Annotated in this window: 14 protein-coding genes and 1 pseudogene; 3 read left to right on the top strand and 12 right to left on the bottom strand. The window is 39.8% G+C overall.

The window, feature by feature from the left end; genetic code table 11:
* The 9 genes from MLE14_RS15810 to MLE14_RS15770 form a co-directional block, all read right to left on the bottom strand.
* The gene (locus MLE14_RS15810; protein WP_243299384.1) at positions 1 to 1,323 is read right to left on the bottom strand and encodes a dihydrolipoamide acetyltransferase family protein; all 1,323 of its coding nucleotides are present in this window, start codon (positions 1,321 to 1,323) and stop codon (positions 1 to 3) included.
* A 13-nt stretch (positions 1,324 to 1,336) separates the two neighbouring features.
* Complete coding sequence (locus tag MLE14_RS15805; RefSeq protein ID WP_243299383.1) at positions 1,337 to 2,320, bottom strand: alpha-ketoacid dehydrogenase subunit beta; 984 nt, start codon at positions 2,318 to 2,320, stop codon at positions 1,337 to 1,339.
* Positions 2,321 to 2,335: 15 nt separating this feature from the next.
* On the bottom strand, positions 2,336 to 3,319 hold the full coding sequence (gene pdhA, locus MLE14_RS15800; protein ID WP_243299382.1) for a pyruvate dehydrogenase (acetyl-transferring) E1 component subunit alpha: 984 nt from the start codon (positions 3,317 to 3,319) through the stop codon (positions 2,336 to 2,338).
* A gap of 330 nt (positions 3,320 to 3,649) precedes the next feature.
* Positions 3,650 to 4,003 carry a PTS glucitol/sorbitol transporter subunit IIA gene (locus MLE14_RS15795; RefSeq protein WP_243299381.1) on the bottom strand — a complete coding sequence of 118 codons (354 nt, stop codon included), beginning with the start codon at positions 4,001 to 4,003 and terminating at the stop codon, positions 3,650 to 3,652.
* Between the two features lie 34 nt (positions 4,004 to 4,037).
* Complete coding sequence (locus tag MLE14_RS15790) at positions 4,038 to 5,318, bottom strand: NAD(P)H-dependent oxidoreductase (protein WP_243299380.1); 1,281 nt, start codon at positions 5,316 to 5,318, stop codon at positions 4,038 to 4,040.
* A gap of 281 nt (positions 5,319 to 5,599) precedes the next feature.
* Positions 5,600 to 6,538 carry a sugar-binding transcriptional regulator gene (locus MLE14_RS15785; protein WP_243299379.1) on the bottom strand — a complete coding sequence of 313 codons (939 nt, stop codon included), beginning with the start codon at positions 6,536 to 6,538 and terminating at the stop codon, positions 5,600 to 5,602.
* A gap of 103 nt (positions 6,539 to 6,641) precedes the next feature.
* Complete coding sequence (gene srlE / locus MLE14_RS15780) at positions 6,642 to 7,652, bottom strand: PTS glucitol/sorbitol transporter subunit IIB (RefSeq protein WP_243299378.1); 1,011 nt, start codon at positions 7,650 to 7,652, stop codon at positions 6,642 to 6,644.
* Between the two features lie 17 nt (positions 7,653 to 7,669).
* Positions 7,670 to 8,200, bottom strand: a complete 531-nt coding sequence (gene srlA / locus MLE14_RS15775; protein ID WP_243299377.1) for a PTS glucitol/sorbitol transporter subunit IIC — start codon at positions 8,198 to 8,200, stop codon at positions 7,670 to 7,672.
* 18 nt (positions 8,201 to 8,218) lie between these two features.
* Positions 8,219 to 8,644, bottom strand: a complete 426-nt coding sequence (locus MLE14_RS15770) for a transcriptional regulator GutM (protein ID WP_243299376.1) — start codon at positions 8,642 to 8,644, stop codon at positions 8,219 to 8,221.
* Positions 8,645 to 9,065: 421 nt separating this feature from the next.
* Between MLE14_RS15770 and MLE14_RS15765 the strand changes: the two genes are divergently transcribed.
* Positions 9,066 to 10,655, top strand: a complete 1,590-nt coding sequence (locus tag MLE14_RS15765) for a hypothetical protein (RefSeq protein ID WP_243299375.1) — start codon at positions 9,066 to 9,068, stop codon at positions 10,653 to 10,655.
* Entirely contained in the window at positions 10,633 to 13,461 is a 2,829-nt protein-coding gene (locus MLE14_RS15760; RefSeq protein WP_243299374.1) for a DEAD/DEAH box helicase, read from the top strand. Before MLE14_RS15765 ends, MLE14_RS15760 begins: the two co-directional genes overlap by 23 nt.
* Before the next feature lie 62 nt (positions 13,462 to 13,523).
* Here the strand turns inward: MLE14_RS15760 and MLE14_RS15755 are convergent, their stop codons facing one another.
* Together MLE14_RS15755 and ssb are read right to left on the bottom strand one after the other, a co-directional pair.
* Positions 13,524 to 13,991 carry a hypothetical protein gene (locus MLE14_RS15755; protein WP_243299373.1) on the bottom strand — a complete coding sequence of 156 codons (468 nt, stop codon included), beginning with the start codon at positions 13,989 to 13,991 and terminating at the stop codon, positions 13,524 to 13,526.
* A 409-nt stretch (positions 13,992 to 14,400) separates the two neighbouring features.
* Entirely contained in the window at positions 14,401 to 14,814 is a 414-nt protein-coding gene (gene ssb, locus MLE14_RS15750; protein ID WP_243299372.1) for a single-stranded DNA-binding protein, read from the bottom strand.
* 286 nt (positions 14,815 to 15,100) lie between these two features.
* Between ssb and MLE14_RS15745 the strand changes: the two genes are divergently transcribed.
* Positions 15,101 to 15,538 (top strand): YwpF-like family protein, encoded by a 438-nt coding sequence (locus MLE14_RS15745; protein WP_243299371.1) that lies wholly within the window; start codon positions 15,101 to 15,103, stop codon positions 15,536 to 15,538.
* A gap of 77 nt (positions 15,539 to 15,615) precedes the next feature.
* On the opposite strand, the pseudogene MLE14_RS15740 reads toward MLE14_RS15745, so the two are convergent.
* Positions 15,616 to 15,807: pseudogene (locus MLE14_RS15740) on the bottom strand (group II intron reverse transcriptase/maturase); the annotation flags it as partial.

Raw genomic sequence — 15,807 nt, 5'->3', positions numbered from 1 at the left:
TTAAACTAGTAATTCAAACGGATACTCAAGGACACGTTTGAGCTCAGTTAAGAATTCTGCTGCTGGTGCACCGTCAATGACACGGTGATCGAAGGAAAGACTAACGGTCATCATAGGACGAATTTCTATTGCCTGGTTCACCACAACTGGTTTATCTTGAATTCTGCCTACACCTAGAATCGCCGTTTCTGGAAGATTAATAATGGGAGTAAAAGCATCAATGGCATACATACCTAAATTACTGATGGTAAAAGTTGATCCCTTCATTTGATTCGGATGTAACTTTTGCTGGCGTGCTAATATGCCAATTTCCTTGGCTTCTCTGGTTATTGCTGCTAACCCTTTTGTATTAATATTCTTCAATACTGGAACCAGCAAACCGTCCTCAACTGCTACAGCTAAACCAATATTGACTTCATCGTTATATACGATTTCATCATCAATCAATGATGCATTCACAGATGGGTGTCTTGATAAGACAAGTCCGACTGCCTTCACAATTATCTCTGTATAAGATAAACGGTACCCTACTTGCTTCTCTATCGTAGAAAGGAGCTGAAGGCGCAGCTCTTTGGCCTTGGACATGTCAATTTCACTTGTCAGAGTAACGTGTGGTGCAGTGTTTACACTTAACTGCATTCGTTCGCCAATTACCTTTCTCATACCGGTAAGCCGTTTGCGAAGAACTGATGCAGTCTGCTCATCGGTTCCTCTGCTTGCAAGTACCTTTGTTACATCATCTTTTACAATTTTTCCATTTGCTCCACTGCCTGTTATCAGATCAGGATCGACCTGGTTCGATTTGGCAATTTTCTTTGCTAAAGGTGTCATTTTTACATCATTATCCCGCTGTACTAGGAATTGAAGTACATCCTTTTCTTGAATTCTGCCGTTCGGTCCGCTTCCAGATATAAGAGAAAGGTCAATTTGGTTTTCCTTGGAAACTCTTCTTGCTGCTGGTGTTGCACGAACTTTATCTGTGGTAATGGCAACATTAGCCAGACATTCTTTTTTGGATTCAGAGCTTTTCTCCCCTTCTGAATCTCCTGAGGAAATACCAGGTGACTCGTCAGGAACCTGCTCATTTTTTTGACCAATATAACCAATAATCTGATTCACAGGAATTTCATCGTCTGCTTGAAAATATTTTTTTAACAAGAAACCGTCTTCATACGACTCTACCTCAATGTTAATCTTATCTGTCATGATTTCAAAAAGCGGCTCCCCCATAGATACAGGGTCTCCTTCTTCTTTAAACCATTGAAGAAGGGTTCCCGCTTCCATTGTGCTGCTTAGTTTAGGCATAAATATTTCTTTTGCCATGACTGACCCCTCCTTATTTAAATCGAACGGTTTCTTTAACAGCTTGTATAATGTCTTCCACCTGTGGTATTGCTGCTTTTTCGAGGTTTGGATTATATGGAATCGGAATTGGGAGTCCGCCTAAACGTTTAATTGGGGCATCCAAATAATCAAAGGCTTCGCTTTCCGCAATTACACTTGCAATTTCACCGCCAAAACCACCCCTTTTAACGGCTTCATGTACAACAATTACGCGACCTGTCTTCTTTACGGATTCAATAATGGTTTCTTCATCTAATGGGACAAGTGTTCTTGGATCAACTACTTCAACATCAATTCCCTCTTTTTCTAATACTGCTGCAGCTTCAAGTGCTTTATGAACCATAATGGCAGTTGCAACAATGGTAACATCCCTTCCTAAACGCTTAACATCTGCTTTCCCTAAAGGTATTGAATATTGTTCTTCAGGTACAAATCCTTTTGTTTTATAAAGAAGTTTATGTTCATAGAAGATAACAGGGTTATCATCATCAATCGCCGCTTTTAACATGCCCTTTGCGTCATATGCAGTTGAAGGTTGAACAACCTTTAAGCCCGGAATATGTGCCATCCATGCCTCTAAGCTTTGTGAATGCTGAGCTGCTGCTCCTGTACCGGAGCCTGCAGGAGTCCTTAATACCATTGGAACCTTACCTTTTCCGCCGTACATGTAACGAAGCTTTGCAGCCTGGTTTACCATTTGATCCATTGCTATCGTTATAAAATCTGAAAACTGTATTTCTAAAATCGGTCTCATTCCTGTTAATGCTGCACCAACTGCTCCTCCAGCAATTGCAGCTTCAGATATCGGGGTATTACGTACGCGTTCAGGGCCAAATTCTTCAATCATCCCACGGGTCACACCAAAAGCTCCTCCATAAACGCCGATATCTTCGCCTAAAATAAAAACATCATCATTTTGTCTCATTTCCTGGCTCATTGCTTCTCTGACCGCTTCTAAATATGTGATCTCTCTCATGATCATGTCTCCCCCTTATGCATAGACGTCTTCTAACAAAGAATCAATGGATGGTTCCGGACTATTTTCTGCAAATACAACGGCATCTTCAATTTCCTGTCTTGCCTGCTCTTGAAGCTGGTTTGCTTTCTCTTCTGTCAGCAATCCTTCCTGGATTAATATTTCTTTATATTTCTTAATAGCGTCCTTTGCTCTCCACTCTGCCTCTTCTTCTTTTGTTCGATATTTCTTTGCATCACTTTTCGAGTGCCCTTTCCAGCGGTAAGTTTTCGCTTCTATTAAGGTCGGACCATTTCCTTGTCTTGCATTTTCAACAGCCTCATAGACTGTATTCATAATTTCAATGATATCTGTTCCATCTACGACTTTCCCAGAGATTCCATAGCTGCTTGCACGGTCCGCAATATCTCTGATGTTTATCATTTCTTTGACCGATCCGCTCATACCGTATTGATTGTTCTCGCAAAGAAAAACAACAGGTAATTTCCAAATCGATGCAAGATTAAGAGATTCATGGAAGCTTCCTTCATTGCTAGCCCCATCTCCAAAGAAGCAAAGAACCACATACCCCTTATTTTTCATTTTCGAAGTAAGTGCTGCTCCTACAGCAAGCGGAATTCCCCCTCCAACAATCCCATTTGCACCTAAATTTCCCTTGTCTACATCGGCAATATGCATAGACCCGCCTTTTCCTTTACAATAACCTGTCTCTTTTCCGAACAATTCGGCCATCATTCGATTGACGTCTGCCCCTTTAGAAATGCAGTGGCCATGACCGCGGTGAGTACTTGTAATTTTATCAATCTCTTTTAAAGCAGCTATCGCACCAGCTGCTGATGCCTCTTGACCAACACATAAATGAGTGGTTCCATGAATCATTCCTTTCGCAAAAAATTGATCTACTTTTTCATCAAAATATCGGATTAGCCACATTTCTTTATATAAATCAACCAGTTTTTCATTCGTAATATGGGGTGGGGTTTTTACTGTTCTTAACATCTAATTCATCCTCCCTTTTACATTTGTTCAATATAGTTACATTTGTAAATATCGTAATACCATTTCCCTTATCCGTCAAGTGATTTGATTAAATTTTTTGACAATTCATAGTATATAAACCTGTCTGAGTATGATCTTGAAACAAGATCAAGTGACCGTTTTTCCGATTCCAACCCGTTTATGGTCGCCTTTAGGACGTGTATCCTAGTTGAAAACAGCAATCCTGTTCGAATTCCTCCCTGGTTCAGACATGATTAGTTTAACGAGAAAAAAAGCACCAGTAATCAGGGAATAATAGGTCTGATTACTGGTGCTTTTGGAATAAAATCATTATTTAAATGAAATCACTGTACCCTCTTTAATTTCAGGAAAACGGAACGGGCTCGCGAAAATAGCACCTGGAAGAACTTCTCCTTCCGGTTCTTGGAAATAAATAGATATATGGCCTAATTCTTTAAAATTTTGATTTGCCAGTGATCCTACAGCCGTTATGGTATAAGACTCATTATCAAACGATAGAGTCCGTCCTACCTTCAAGGGTTCCTCACCAAGCTCATTAAATTCGTGAATGACAGAGATTTCTCTTAATTCTGCAGGTGCATTTGGACCAAATAAAATAACGATTTTATCCTCTTGAAAGCTAGGAACTAATATACCAATTTCTTTTACAATGGATTGAGTCATATTTTCCTCCTCCGAAGCTACAACATTATGAATATTATAGTCTCACAAGCTGACTGCTGTTTACTCCTGATGACTGAAAAAGCTGATCTTGCAATGCTCTTAGTTTCCAGACAGTAGTCGATGGATCAAGCTCTACATCATCAAGTGTTAAAAATTGTCCAAACTGAATATCCCTTTTAGCTACTATATTGCCACTAATTAAACCAATAGGAATATGGCCATTAGTCTTCATGTCTGCATGAGTTTCAAGAACACCGCGAACGGAATATCCGCCAATCCCATCTATTCTTTCACCAGCTTTAATATCACGCTTTGCTACAGCAACGGTTTCAGAAATTGGGGCACCTAATGGCTGAATGGATGAATCATTCTGCAGAACAGCTTTTGCAATGGAAATGGGTGTTTCTAGGCTTGCTAAATGATATGGACGGTATAATACATAATGCGGGCCCTTACCGACCTTCAAATAACGCAGCTCTTCATCAACTGGTGACAAGTCGGTTTTTACAATAACGAATACACCGGGTGCTAAGCCTTTTACATATTCAACAACACCAAAGTTTTCTAATACACCGCCATTTTCGACAAGGTTTAGCTTATCCGCAACCGTTTCTAAGTTTGCTTCAACTCCGTGCATTCCTACTTTATCAGGAACAAGTCCTGTTGCATTACTCAATAGGTTCATTTCCGCCATTGTTTTTGTTCCATCCTGGAAGGCTGCCAGCATATGGGGACTCATTTTCTTTTGTTTCGCTTCAGACAAGCATGTATTTGGATTAGATGTTGGATTAAATGGGTTATTTTTTCCTTTCCCCGCAACTAAAACTTCCATTCCCATTGTTTTCGCAAATTCGTATAATTCTAAAGTTGCGGCAGGCTCATCACCTGCAGAACCTGTATAGACTAACCCTGCATTTGTAAACAGCTGATGCATGATTGAACCGATTGTAATATCGACTTCAACATTTAGAAGAACAATGTGTTTTTTAGATCTTAGTGCTTCAAGGGAGATATTTGCTCCAACCTCTGGGACACCTGTTGCATCCACAATAACATCAACATTAGGGGATTGAATCACATTCCGATAGTCAGTCGTTACAACCATTATTTCTTTTCTGGCCGTTTGTGAATTATAAAAATTTTGGGCTTTTTCAGCGGCCTCCAAATTGATATCACAAATTCCTGTTACACACATTCCGGGAATTTTAGAAATTTGGGCAATCATTCCAAATCCCATCTGTCCAGCTCCGATGATACCAACCTTAATTGGGTTATTTTCTTTTTCGAGTTGTAAAAGCTGTTTATAAATGGACATGTTTGTTTTTCCTCCCTATTCACACTTTTTCCTAGTAGTCTATTAGCTTTAATATGTTAAGAATCAATGGCTAAGCAAACAAATGATAATCTGAGTAGCAATAGCAGTTATTTTTTATCATTTGTCACAATTCGTGTCATTTGTTAATATACGTTTAGTTTAATTCCAATTGTAAGGGCTGTCAAGATAGAATTTTCCAAAAATTCAATCGTATTACTCTCTATACATTTAATCCAAGAAAGGAAAAAAGCTGCAATGATATAAATCGCAGCTTTTTCGCACTATTCTACAAGAGCTTTAGCAGTTGCTTCATCTGTTATCAATACATTAATTAAATTACCCTCAAGCGCTGCTTTGATTGCATTTACCTTTTCTAAACCTGCTGCAACACCAATTACAAGCGGTATTTTTTTTAAGGTTTCAAGTTCCATGGCAATCACACGTTCATTCCATGTATTTCGAATGGACTTACCAAATTTATTAATAAAGTTGTAGCAAATGTCACCTACAATTTCTTCATTTTGAGTAATTTCTTCATGGTCAGATCCTAAATATGACTTTACCATGGTTGAATGCTCAGGGCTTCCGCCAATACCAACCACTGCAATATTTGATTTCTCAGCCAATTCAAAGGTTTTACGAATGGATGGCTGTCTCATTAATACTTCTTTTGCCTCCTTTGAATCGACCATGACTGGTACGTGGAGAAGCTCATATTGTGCTTGTAAGGCATCCCCCATTTTTGCAACCAAATAATTAGCGTGAATATCGACTCTTTCATTTCCTACCCCACCAACCAATGGGACAATCGTAACCTCCGGAAATGGCTGGGGAGAACTTAAAGCTTTGGCCATTTCATGTAACGTTGTACCGGAAGATATGCCGATAATTTGGCCATCTTTAATCATTCTTAATAAATAATGGGCGGCAGCTTCACCAAGTTGTTTTTTGGAGGATTCTAAACCAATACTATCAATACACACAACCTCTCTTAAATCATATAACCTTTCAACTTTTCTTTCTAATTTACGGTACTGCTGGTGATGTTCGTCATGGATGATAATCTCAACAATTCCCAGCTCTCTGGCAGTAGTCAGATATTTAGAGATGAGTGACCTGCTAACTCCAATTTTTTCAGCGATTTCTGACTGGGTTGCACCTTCTTCATAGTACATCTGTGCTACCTTAATTAGTATTCTTCGATTTTCTTGAAGTGCCATAGCTATTTCCTTTCGTATTTAAAAACAAAATTTTGTTTAAATTGGAATAAACTATGCGTGAAAAACAATTGATTTTGCTTTTCGCGCATAGTTTTTTTAGTGTCTAATACATTCCAAAGCTAGCAAAGTAAGCGATGATAACAGATAATACCCCTGTAATTAAACGACTGTATAAAACTGCGGGTACTCCGTATTGTACCGTTTCCGGCTTTGCTTCCCCCAACGATAAGCCAACTGGAATAAAATCACATCCTACTTGGCCATTGATAGCGAATAATGCTGGCAAGGCAAACTGAGGCGGAATATTTCCTAAAGCAATTTGGCTGCCAATGAGTACTCCAATCACTTGGGCAATAACTGCCCCTGGCCCAAGCACTGGGGATAAAAATGGCAAGGTACATATGAGAACAATAATTAATAAACCCCATAATGAGCCCGCCAGCGGTGATAGGTAATTGGCAATCAGATTTCCAATACCAGTATAATTTATAATCCCAATTAACAGACTGACAAATGCCATGAAAGGTATGATATTTTTTATCAGCATATCAACTGATTCACGTCCAGCTTGATAAAACGTGCCGGTGACCTTTCCAATGCCTCTAGAAAATCTTGTTAAGAAATTACTGTTGTTATTGAGGTTATCTTTTTTTAACTGATCGTATTCTTTTTTAAAGGCTTCTTTGTCCTTCACATCAAATTTGGGCTTAGCTGCTTCTTCTGCTCCCGCCGCTTCTGCATAACCTTCCGCAAGTGTAACTTGTTTTTCCGTTACACCTGATACGAAAATATCTTCTGTAATATGCTTCGCAAGCGGACCTGATGGAGAAGATGCCAAAATATCTATAGTTGGTATGCGCTTCATCGGGTAAAGACCGATTCTTGCAGTACCACCGCAATCGATGACAACACACATTATTTCATCTTCTGGAACAGAATTTTTGAATCCATCTACGGCTTCTCCACCTGTTAATTCTGAAATTCTTTTTGCAACAGGGTGAATTCCCCCTCCAGTAATTGAAACAACCTTTGTTTTTTTTCCATTCGGTTCAATATGAAGACCTACTCCCCAGCCGCCTGGTCCTTTAGATACAAATACTGCTTTATAACTCATAATCTATCTCTCCCTTTTTATTCTGCCTTTGCTTCCATTCTTTTTGCCAGATATTTTGTAATGAATTCGGTAATAATTCCTCGTAATAAAATAATGACTATACCGACAATGAAATATCTTACCGCTAGCTCGGAAACTGAATATCCAGCTTGCTGTATTCCATTAGCGATTCCGAGGTACACAAAGAGTTCTCCAGCATTCGCGTATGGAAATAATGATGTTACAGGGTGTACGAAGGAAACTGCAGAATCATAAAAAGCAGGTTTTTGTTTTTCTGGCAAGAATCGACCAAATGTATACGCCATTGGATTTGTTAAGATTAACACTGAAAGAACGGGCATTAACGTATAACGAAGCAGCATATATTTTGATGCAAATTGGATAGCCCGATTTACTCTCTCTTCACCAATAAACTTCATAATTGCATACGTAAAGGTCAAAAGTACGACTAATGTAGGGATAATCCCTGTTACGAGTCCCATAAATTGCTTACCGCCAGCTTCGAACATGCCGATAAAATGCTCCCCTAACCATTGAATCCATTCCATTTTACATACCCCTTTCTACTAACCTATTGAAATATTTTGCTTGGAAATATTAACAATTGCATTTTCCCCGGCTTTAAGAAGTGCTTTACCAATAGCCGGAACCTTCTGCCCTTTTTTTCTAACGGAATAGTTTTCATTGACATCATTCAAGATGGCCCCTACATGCTGACCCTTATACTTATCCATTTCTTTAAACTTTGACAGAACAGTAACGCCCTTTAAAATGTGGCATTCGTGAACGATACAGTTCTTATCCACAATAAGAATGGCAATGGCTCCTGGACGGAATGCATTTCTTTCCATTCCCGAAAACAAGTAGTAACCATCATCCCCCTTATAACAGCTTACAATTTTATCAATACTCCTCCGGTAATACCTTATTTGTATAAGTGAAAATGCGTATTGTACCACTAAAATTGCACATGCAATAATGGCAATCTTCATTGTCAATATCCCCCTTTGACATTTTTCTTTAAGCTAACGCCTTTCAACCTCCTTTAAAGCGCTTACATTTAATTCCAAAAAATTTTTGAACCGTAACATTTTCCACTTCGCGTGAAATTATCCAACCTATTGTGACATTTGTTATATGTTATTACATTTGTTATAAAACAGGATAAATGAATTCACTTGAACTGTCAACGATTATTTTTAATTTTTAGAAAATTATATAGGGTGCTATTTCTGCCTTAACTTTCAAAACTCAATTCCTTTAAACAAACTTGTAAAATTAGTTAACCTAGTTCTAGTCGCGCCTTTCCTACAATTCCCGCCCCAAATAGGGTATAATGAAAGAATATGGTTTGATGGGGAAACGGATGTTCTTTCCCTCTTACTTTGTTGCCATTAAAGGGGTTTAACCAATATGGAATTCACAATGAAGGAAATGGTTGAAACACTTTCAAATAAATTACAGGAACGGCTTCATTACAATGATGAGGAGCATGTAAAGCTTGTTCAGCGCAGTCTTCTCCTTTACCGTCAGGGGCTTGTTTCTCACGTGAAGCAGACAGGACCTAATGAGGTATCCGCAACGGTTCAGGATGTAATTCCCGTAAAAGTACTGCTTCAGGCTGATGAGCTGGAAGACAGTGCATGCGAGTGTCCGCAGTCGGGAGTGTGCCGTCATAAACTGGCCGTGTTTTTTGCGATGCTTTCCAAATACCAGTCCGTAACGAAATGGGTAGATGATTGGAAGAGAAGTGATCTGCTCGCCAGACTTCCAATCCAAAAGGGTATCAAGCCAAACACACCAACCCCCACTCCTATTGAAGACAAGATCCCGAGCTGGCTTGAGCGGTTCGAAGAGGAATGGAATCAGCTTAGCGGATATACGGCTTCAGCTATTAATCAGATGTATCATAAGTTTCGCTGGCAAGAGCCTGAGAATCGCCAGCTAAAGCTAATTTACCGGTTAGCCCTTCAGTTTTTCTTTCTACAGAAGCTGTTTTCCCTTTCACCAAGGGAACTCCAGGGAGTACGGATGCATATTGAATATTTCTTAGATCAGGCTCAGGAAACCATACGTGCTTTTCAAACACAGACGCTTTCATTTGATACGGGGGTTTATTTCCCGCAGCTTGGTGCTCAGTTACATCCGATTATGAAGGAAGGGCACAGCCTATTGCTTGAAAAGTTTACGCTGTACACCGAATTTTGGACGTATTTGTGCAAGTCACCTTCTCTTCGTCAGGAGGAACGGAAATGGTGGGCAGCTTTCATTGAGGAAGAACATCCCAGCTTTGCCAATCAGCCTGGGGTTTACATTGCGTATTGGCATATACAAATTCTGACTGGGTTTGAGGAACGGGTTCTAGCTTCACTGGATGAACAAATGGAACCAAGCCACGTATTCATTTTATTGCATTGGCTTCATTATTTTATTACGGAAAAGCAATGGTCGAGAGCTAATACGTTTTTCGATAAATTTTTAAAAGGATGGCCCTTGTATGTAAAAGAGGCTGATCCTGGGCAAGCACGCACAACAGCAGAATTTGCGATTCGCTTGGCCAAACTTTATGGGCTAGACCGCAAGCTTTCCATTCAGGAAAAATTATTAGAGGCATTGCTTCCTTATAGTTTTCAAGAATATGCCTCTTATTTGGCGCAAACGAAGCAGTACCGAAAATGGATGGAAATCCTAAGCTCCATTTCCTATCCAATTCAGGATATACCAATTGACTTATTATCAGTGGTTGAGTCCAATGATCCGAGGGCTCTTCTTCCTATCTATCACCGTACAGTAGCAGCTTTAATTGAAGAAAAAAAGCGAACATCCTATAAAGACGCTGTTTTTTATTTAAAAAAATTAAAAAAGCTTTATGAGAAGATGAACCAATATCATACCTGGAATCAATATATGGAAGGTTTATTAGAGGAGACTGCTCGGCTTCGTGCGTTTCATGAAGAATGTAAAAGGGGGAAGCTCATAAATGGTCCGGTTGAAATCCATTAAAATACATGCGGTTCTAACTGACGATTTTACCATTCGTTTAGGTGCGACGAACGAAGAGCATAAATGGCTCCCGCTTCATGATTGGAAGCATCTTTTCTTCCAGTGGCATCAGGAGAGCTTCTACGGAACGCTTTATGTAAAAGAAATGCAGGGTTTCCTAGAGCTCACACCTTGGCAGGTAACCGACGTCTTTGCCAATGAGCCTTTTAATTCCTATGTTGACTGGGATTGGGACGAAACATCGGATTTGCTCATCTCAGTTTCCCGAGTGATTTATGAAAGTATTGTTCAGAAACGCGTGATCCCTTCATTTCAGCCAAATTTTCCTTGGAAAATTCCTGCGATGGTGTGGGATGAATTCTCCGATGATTTTTGGGAAAGTCCTTTACCAGAAGAAATTTTTCCTAATGCTAAGATTGGTGACTGGGTTCAGACTTGGTTTCAGCAGGTGATGGAATCTTATATTAGCCAGCCTCACGTTGACAATGAATGGACAACAAAATGGAAGGAGTTAAAAGAATCCACCTACTGGAGCCAGGAAGAATTAGCTGCCTATTTTACCGAGGAAAAGTGGAGACAATGGACCAGTGAGAACCGCTCCTCTCTTCCCTTTCACCTGGGACTTCGCCTTGAGGAGCCGGAAACCAATGATGACCCTTGGACTTTAACTCCTTTTTTACAAAGTGTCGTTAACCATGAAGAGGTGTACAGCTGGAACGAAGTATTTACATGGCCATCTGGCTGGTTGGAATATGAAGAAACGGTCAACGAGGAAGTCGCCAGCTGGAAGAGTCTGATCCCCTTTATGGAGGTGAACCGCCCTTTCCAGACGGCATTAAATGATGAACAAGCTTGGGCTTTTCTAACTCATTATAGTGAAAAACTTGTGCTCCTTGGGATTAATATATGGCTGCCTTCCTGGTGGAGAAATATGAAGGAGGCCAAGCTTAAATTGCAGGCGAATGTAAAAGAAACCGCTGCATCATCCCGTCCTTCTATGCTTGGAATGGATCAGCTTTTAGACTTCCAATGGAAACTGTCTTTAAACGGAGAAGAGCTTTCCGAAGAGGAGTTTCGAAGCCTCGTTGAGCAAAACCGGCATTTTTTGCGATGGCGCGGAGATTGGGTGAAACTCGACCCAGCTTTTATGAAGCAAATTCAAGAAATGATGAAGCATGCAGATAAGCACGGGCTTAAGCTACGGGATTTACTTGAACAAAAGCTTTCCAAAATGAACGGCAGCAATCTGAATATGGATGAGGAAGAGTCAGACGACGATCCGTATGATTTTATCCAGATCAAGATGAATCGGCAGCTGAGGGATATGCTTTATACTTTAACCAACCAAACCCATCTGCCGCTGCAGAAGGTTCCAGACACGCTTCAAGGAGAGCTGCGGCCTTACCAAATCGAAGGCTTCAGCTGGCTTTATTTCTTAAGAGGTTTCGGCTTTGGCGGCTGTTTGGCGGATGATATGGGACTTGGAAAAACCATTCAATTTATCACCTATCTGCTGAAATGCAAGGAAGAAGAAAATGATACTGTCCCTGCATTGATCATTGCCCCGACCTCTGTTATCGGGAACTGGGAAAAAGAGTTGGCGCAGTTTGCCCCTTCATTAAAGGTTTATATCCATTATGGGCAAAAGCGTCTAAAAGGTGATGCTTTCAAGGAAGAAGCAAACCATGCAGATGTCGTTTTAACAACCTATGGCTTATCCCATATTGATGAAGAGGAGCTTGCTTCGATAGAATGGAGTGCGATTGGTTTAGATGAAGCACAGAATATTAAAAATGCAGGAACAAAACAATCCCGCTCCATTCGCAAGTTAAAAGGAAAACATCATATTGCCTTAACTGGAACACCGATCGAGAATCGATTATCTGAGCTGTGGTCAATCTTTGATTTTCTCAATCATGGGTATTTGGGCAGTCTTCATTCTTTCCAGCATCGGTACATTATACCTATTGAAAGAGATGATGATAAAGAGCAGCTGCACAAGCTGCAAGCCCTGATCCGGCCATTTTTACTGCGGAGAACAAAGACAGATGAAAAGATTGCCTTAAACCTGCCGGATAAACTCGAACAAAAACAATACTGCACATTAACACCAGAACAGGCAGCCCTTTATGAAGAACAAGTCCAACAGACCTTCGCGAAAATCCAAAGATTGACTGGGCTTGAAAGAAGGGGCTTAGTTCTGCAGATGCTAGGCAAATTGAAGCAGCTTTGCGATCATCCTTCTCTGTTTTTAAAAGAAGAACAGCCTGCTGAAATCATTAGCCGGTCAATGAAAATGAAAAAAGTCATACAACTGCTGGATGATATTTTATATCAAAACGAAAATGCGCTTATATTTACTCAATACATTGGCATGGGCCAGCTTCTTCAGCAGGTTATGAAAAAACGCTACAGAATGGATATCCCATTTCTAAATGGATCTGTACCAAAGCAACAGAGAGATCGCTGGATAGAGCAATTCCAAAACAACGAATTTCCAATCTTTATTCTATCTTTAAAAGCCGGCGGCACAGGATTGAATTTAACGGCAGCCAATCATGTCATCCACTATGATCGCTGGTGGAACCCTGCGGTTGAAAACCAGGCAACAGACAGAGCCTACCGGATTGGCCAGAAAAAATTCGTCCATGTCCACAAACTCTTAACATCAGGCACTCTCGAAGAAAAAATTGATGCCCTGCTCGAACAAAAGAACATGCTGAACGAAGCGATTCTAACCCAGGGAGATCAATGGCTGACCGAATATACGGATGATCAGTTACTAGAACTTGTCTCTTTGGGTTAAGTGAAAGTCAGTTGGTTTGTCCGCGATAGAAGGCGGTGTACTTTGTATACCGCCTTTTATGTTTATAAAGTAGACACAATCGGATCAGGTTTTAGGCACTGAATCAGGATAAATGGCTTTCGTCTTTGAAATACTTGGCTCCGGTCAGGCGGAAGGATGAGCTCAATGGTTTGTTTACCAACTTTAAAAGAAAAACAAGAAATGATATCGTATATGTCCCCATTTGTAACGGGAAGAAGGCCAAAGCGTTCCTCAACCTCAATTATTTGTTGAGCAGGATAAATATGGACTAGTGCTGTTTTGGTGGTTCTACCTTCTTTAATTATGGCTTCAAAGGTATGAGCTTCTGTTATCAAAAAACGCTGATAGTGTGAATTTGTCTGGACTTTTGGAGTAAATGTCATTAAATATGGGTGAAGACATCTTTCATAGATATAATGTTGAGGTGTTTGATCAGGAAGAGCAAAAATTTTAACTTCAAGAACATTTTCTCTAGGAAAGGATGGTAATGGAATCGTTCGTTTTAACATCTTAGCCCCCTTTAATCTCATTCGAAAATTACTAGTCCTTTTTTACTATTTCTACGTCAAATTTACAAATCCTTCAAATTTATACATATTTTTATAAATATTGTCAGCGTTCGCTAAACAGCTTATAAGTTAAAAAAACTCCAGTTGATTGTTTAATCAACTGGATCAAAGGGAAGACATTCTTGAGTTGAAATAAAGAGTTGAATTAAAGGTGCCGGAGAATGTTTGAGGCCTGCGTTACAGAGGAGAAGGTTCGGAAGGTTTGGATTCTTCTTCTAACTGACGAATTCGTGCCTCACATTCAATCAGCTGCTGATGAAGCCTCCCGTTGAACCGAATCAGATACTCTAGCATCTCCTCAATACGATAAAGAGGATTCGGATGATTAATTGGACTCACCTCCTTTCATTTATTTAAATAGAATTTCTTCAATCGATTCTTTTGGTTCTGCTTGTGCTGTCTCATTAGTTGACCCATTTGCTGGTTCACGAGATTGCTTTGATGATCTTGTATCGATAAACTGAATCGAATCGGCTACAACTTCCGTTACGTACACTCTTTTTCCTTCTTGATTCTCATAAAACCGTGTTTGAATTTTTCCAATGACCCCGACCAGTGATCCTTTTTTACAATATTGAGCTGTGTTTTCTGCTGCTTTTCTCCAGATGGTACAAGGAACAAAGTCAGCCTCAATTTCCCCCTGCTGATTCCGAAAATGCCGATTAATGGCAATCGTTACATTTGTAACTGCTGTCCCCTCAGGTGTACGCCTGACTTCAGGATCCCTCGTCAATCTGCCTACTAACGTAACTTGATTTAACAATGGTAACGTCCTCCTTTCTATCGTTTATCAGTATCATAAGTCGAATCTACCATTTAGTAAAATTTGGGTTTTGGTTTTTTGATAGGTCCATTTAGCTTAAAAATGTCAAATTTCCCCTTAAAAATTGACTTTTCGATAGCCAATTCATTGGATTCAGCGATTTTACAATGTTCGCCATTTTTTTCACCTTTTCAGATTCATGATTCACTGTGATATAATTTTGATTAATCATAAGCTAGAACGGATATCAAATAGACCTTGCTTTTTAAGGGTAGGAGGACACATGATGAAAACCTTTAAGCTCATTTCCTTTCAAATTATAGAAGGTGAAACACTTCAAGACATTCCCCTCAAAGACGGACTGATCATAAACAGGGAGGACATTGAAAAACGTTGGCTGATTGAAACGTTTATTAAAGAGGAATATGTTGGGGTTTTTGAGGAAGCGTTTAAGAACGGGAAAGAATTATTAATCCAAGTTGTGATAACCAGGCCGGAAAATGACCCTGCTCCTTTCCGTGCTACAGTTGTTAAACTGAAAAAAATAAATGAGTCGTATAGCGTATTATTAGAGGGATATATCAACAAAACTAAAAATGATTATGCGGAGTTACTTTTAACCTATTTGCTCGATAAAGGAATATCAGGGGATCAGCTTTTAGAAGCTTTCAAATCGAATATGATTACAAAACCCAAACTCCCTGCAGCCAATAAAAAGGGGTAATAAATCGAGTAGGAGGGGGTGACTAACCCCCGACCTCTCACACCACCGTACGTACCGTTCGGTATACGGCGGTTCAATTATGATGATTGACGCAAAAATTCATATCGTTCCGCTAGACTTCTCAACCCTCGATTTCTCCAATAGGAGTTATGGAGGGTTTTGTTTAAGATTGGACTACAAGCGATTCTCCAGTATTTCTTCCGAGAATTCCCCCATTCGTATGCTTTATGTGGTGGAACCCCTAAGGTAATCAGTCTTTTAATCCTCGT

This window comes from Bacillus litorisediminis (assembly GCF_022808645.1).
Lineage (GTDB): Bacteria > Bacillota > Bacilli > Bacillales > JC228 > Bacillus_BF > Bacillus_BF litorisediminis.
Note: the sequence above shows the minus strand (reverse complement) of the source record. Positions and strands in the feature narration are given on the sequence as shown.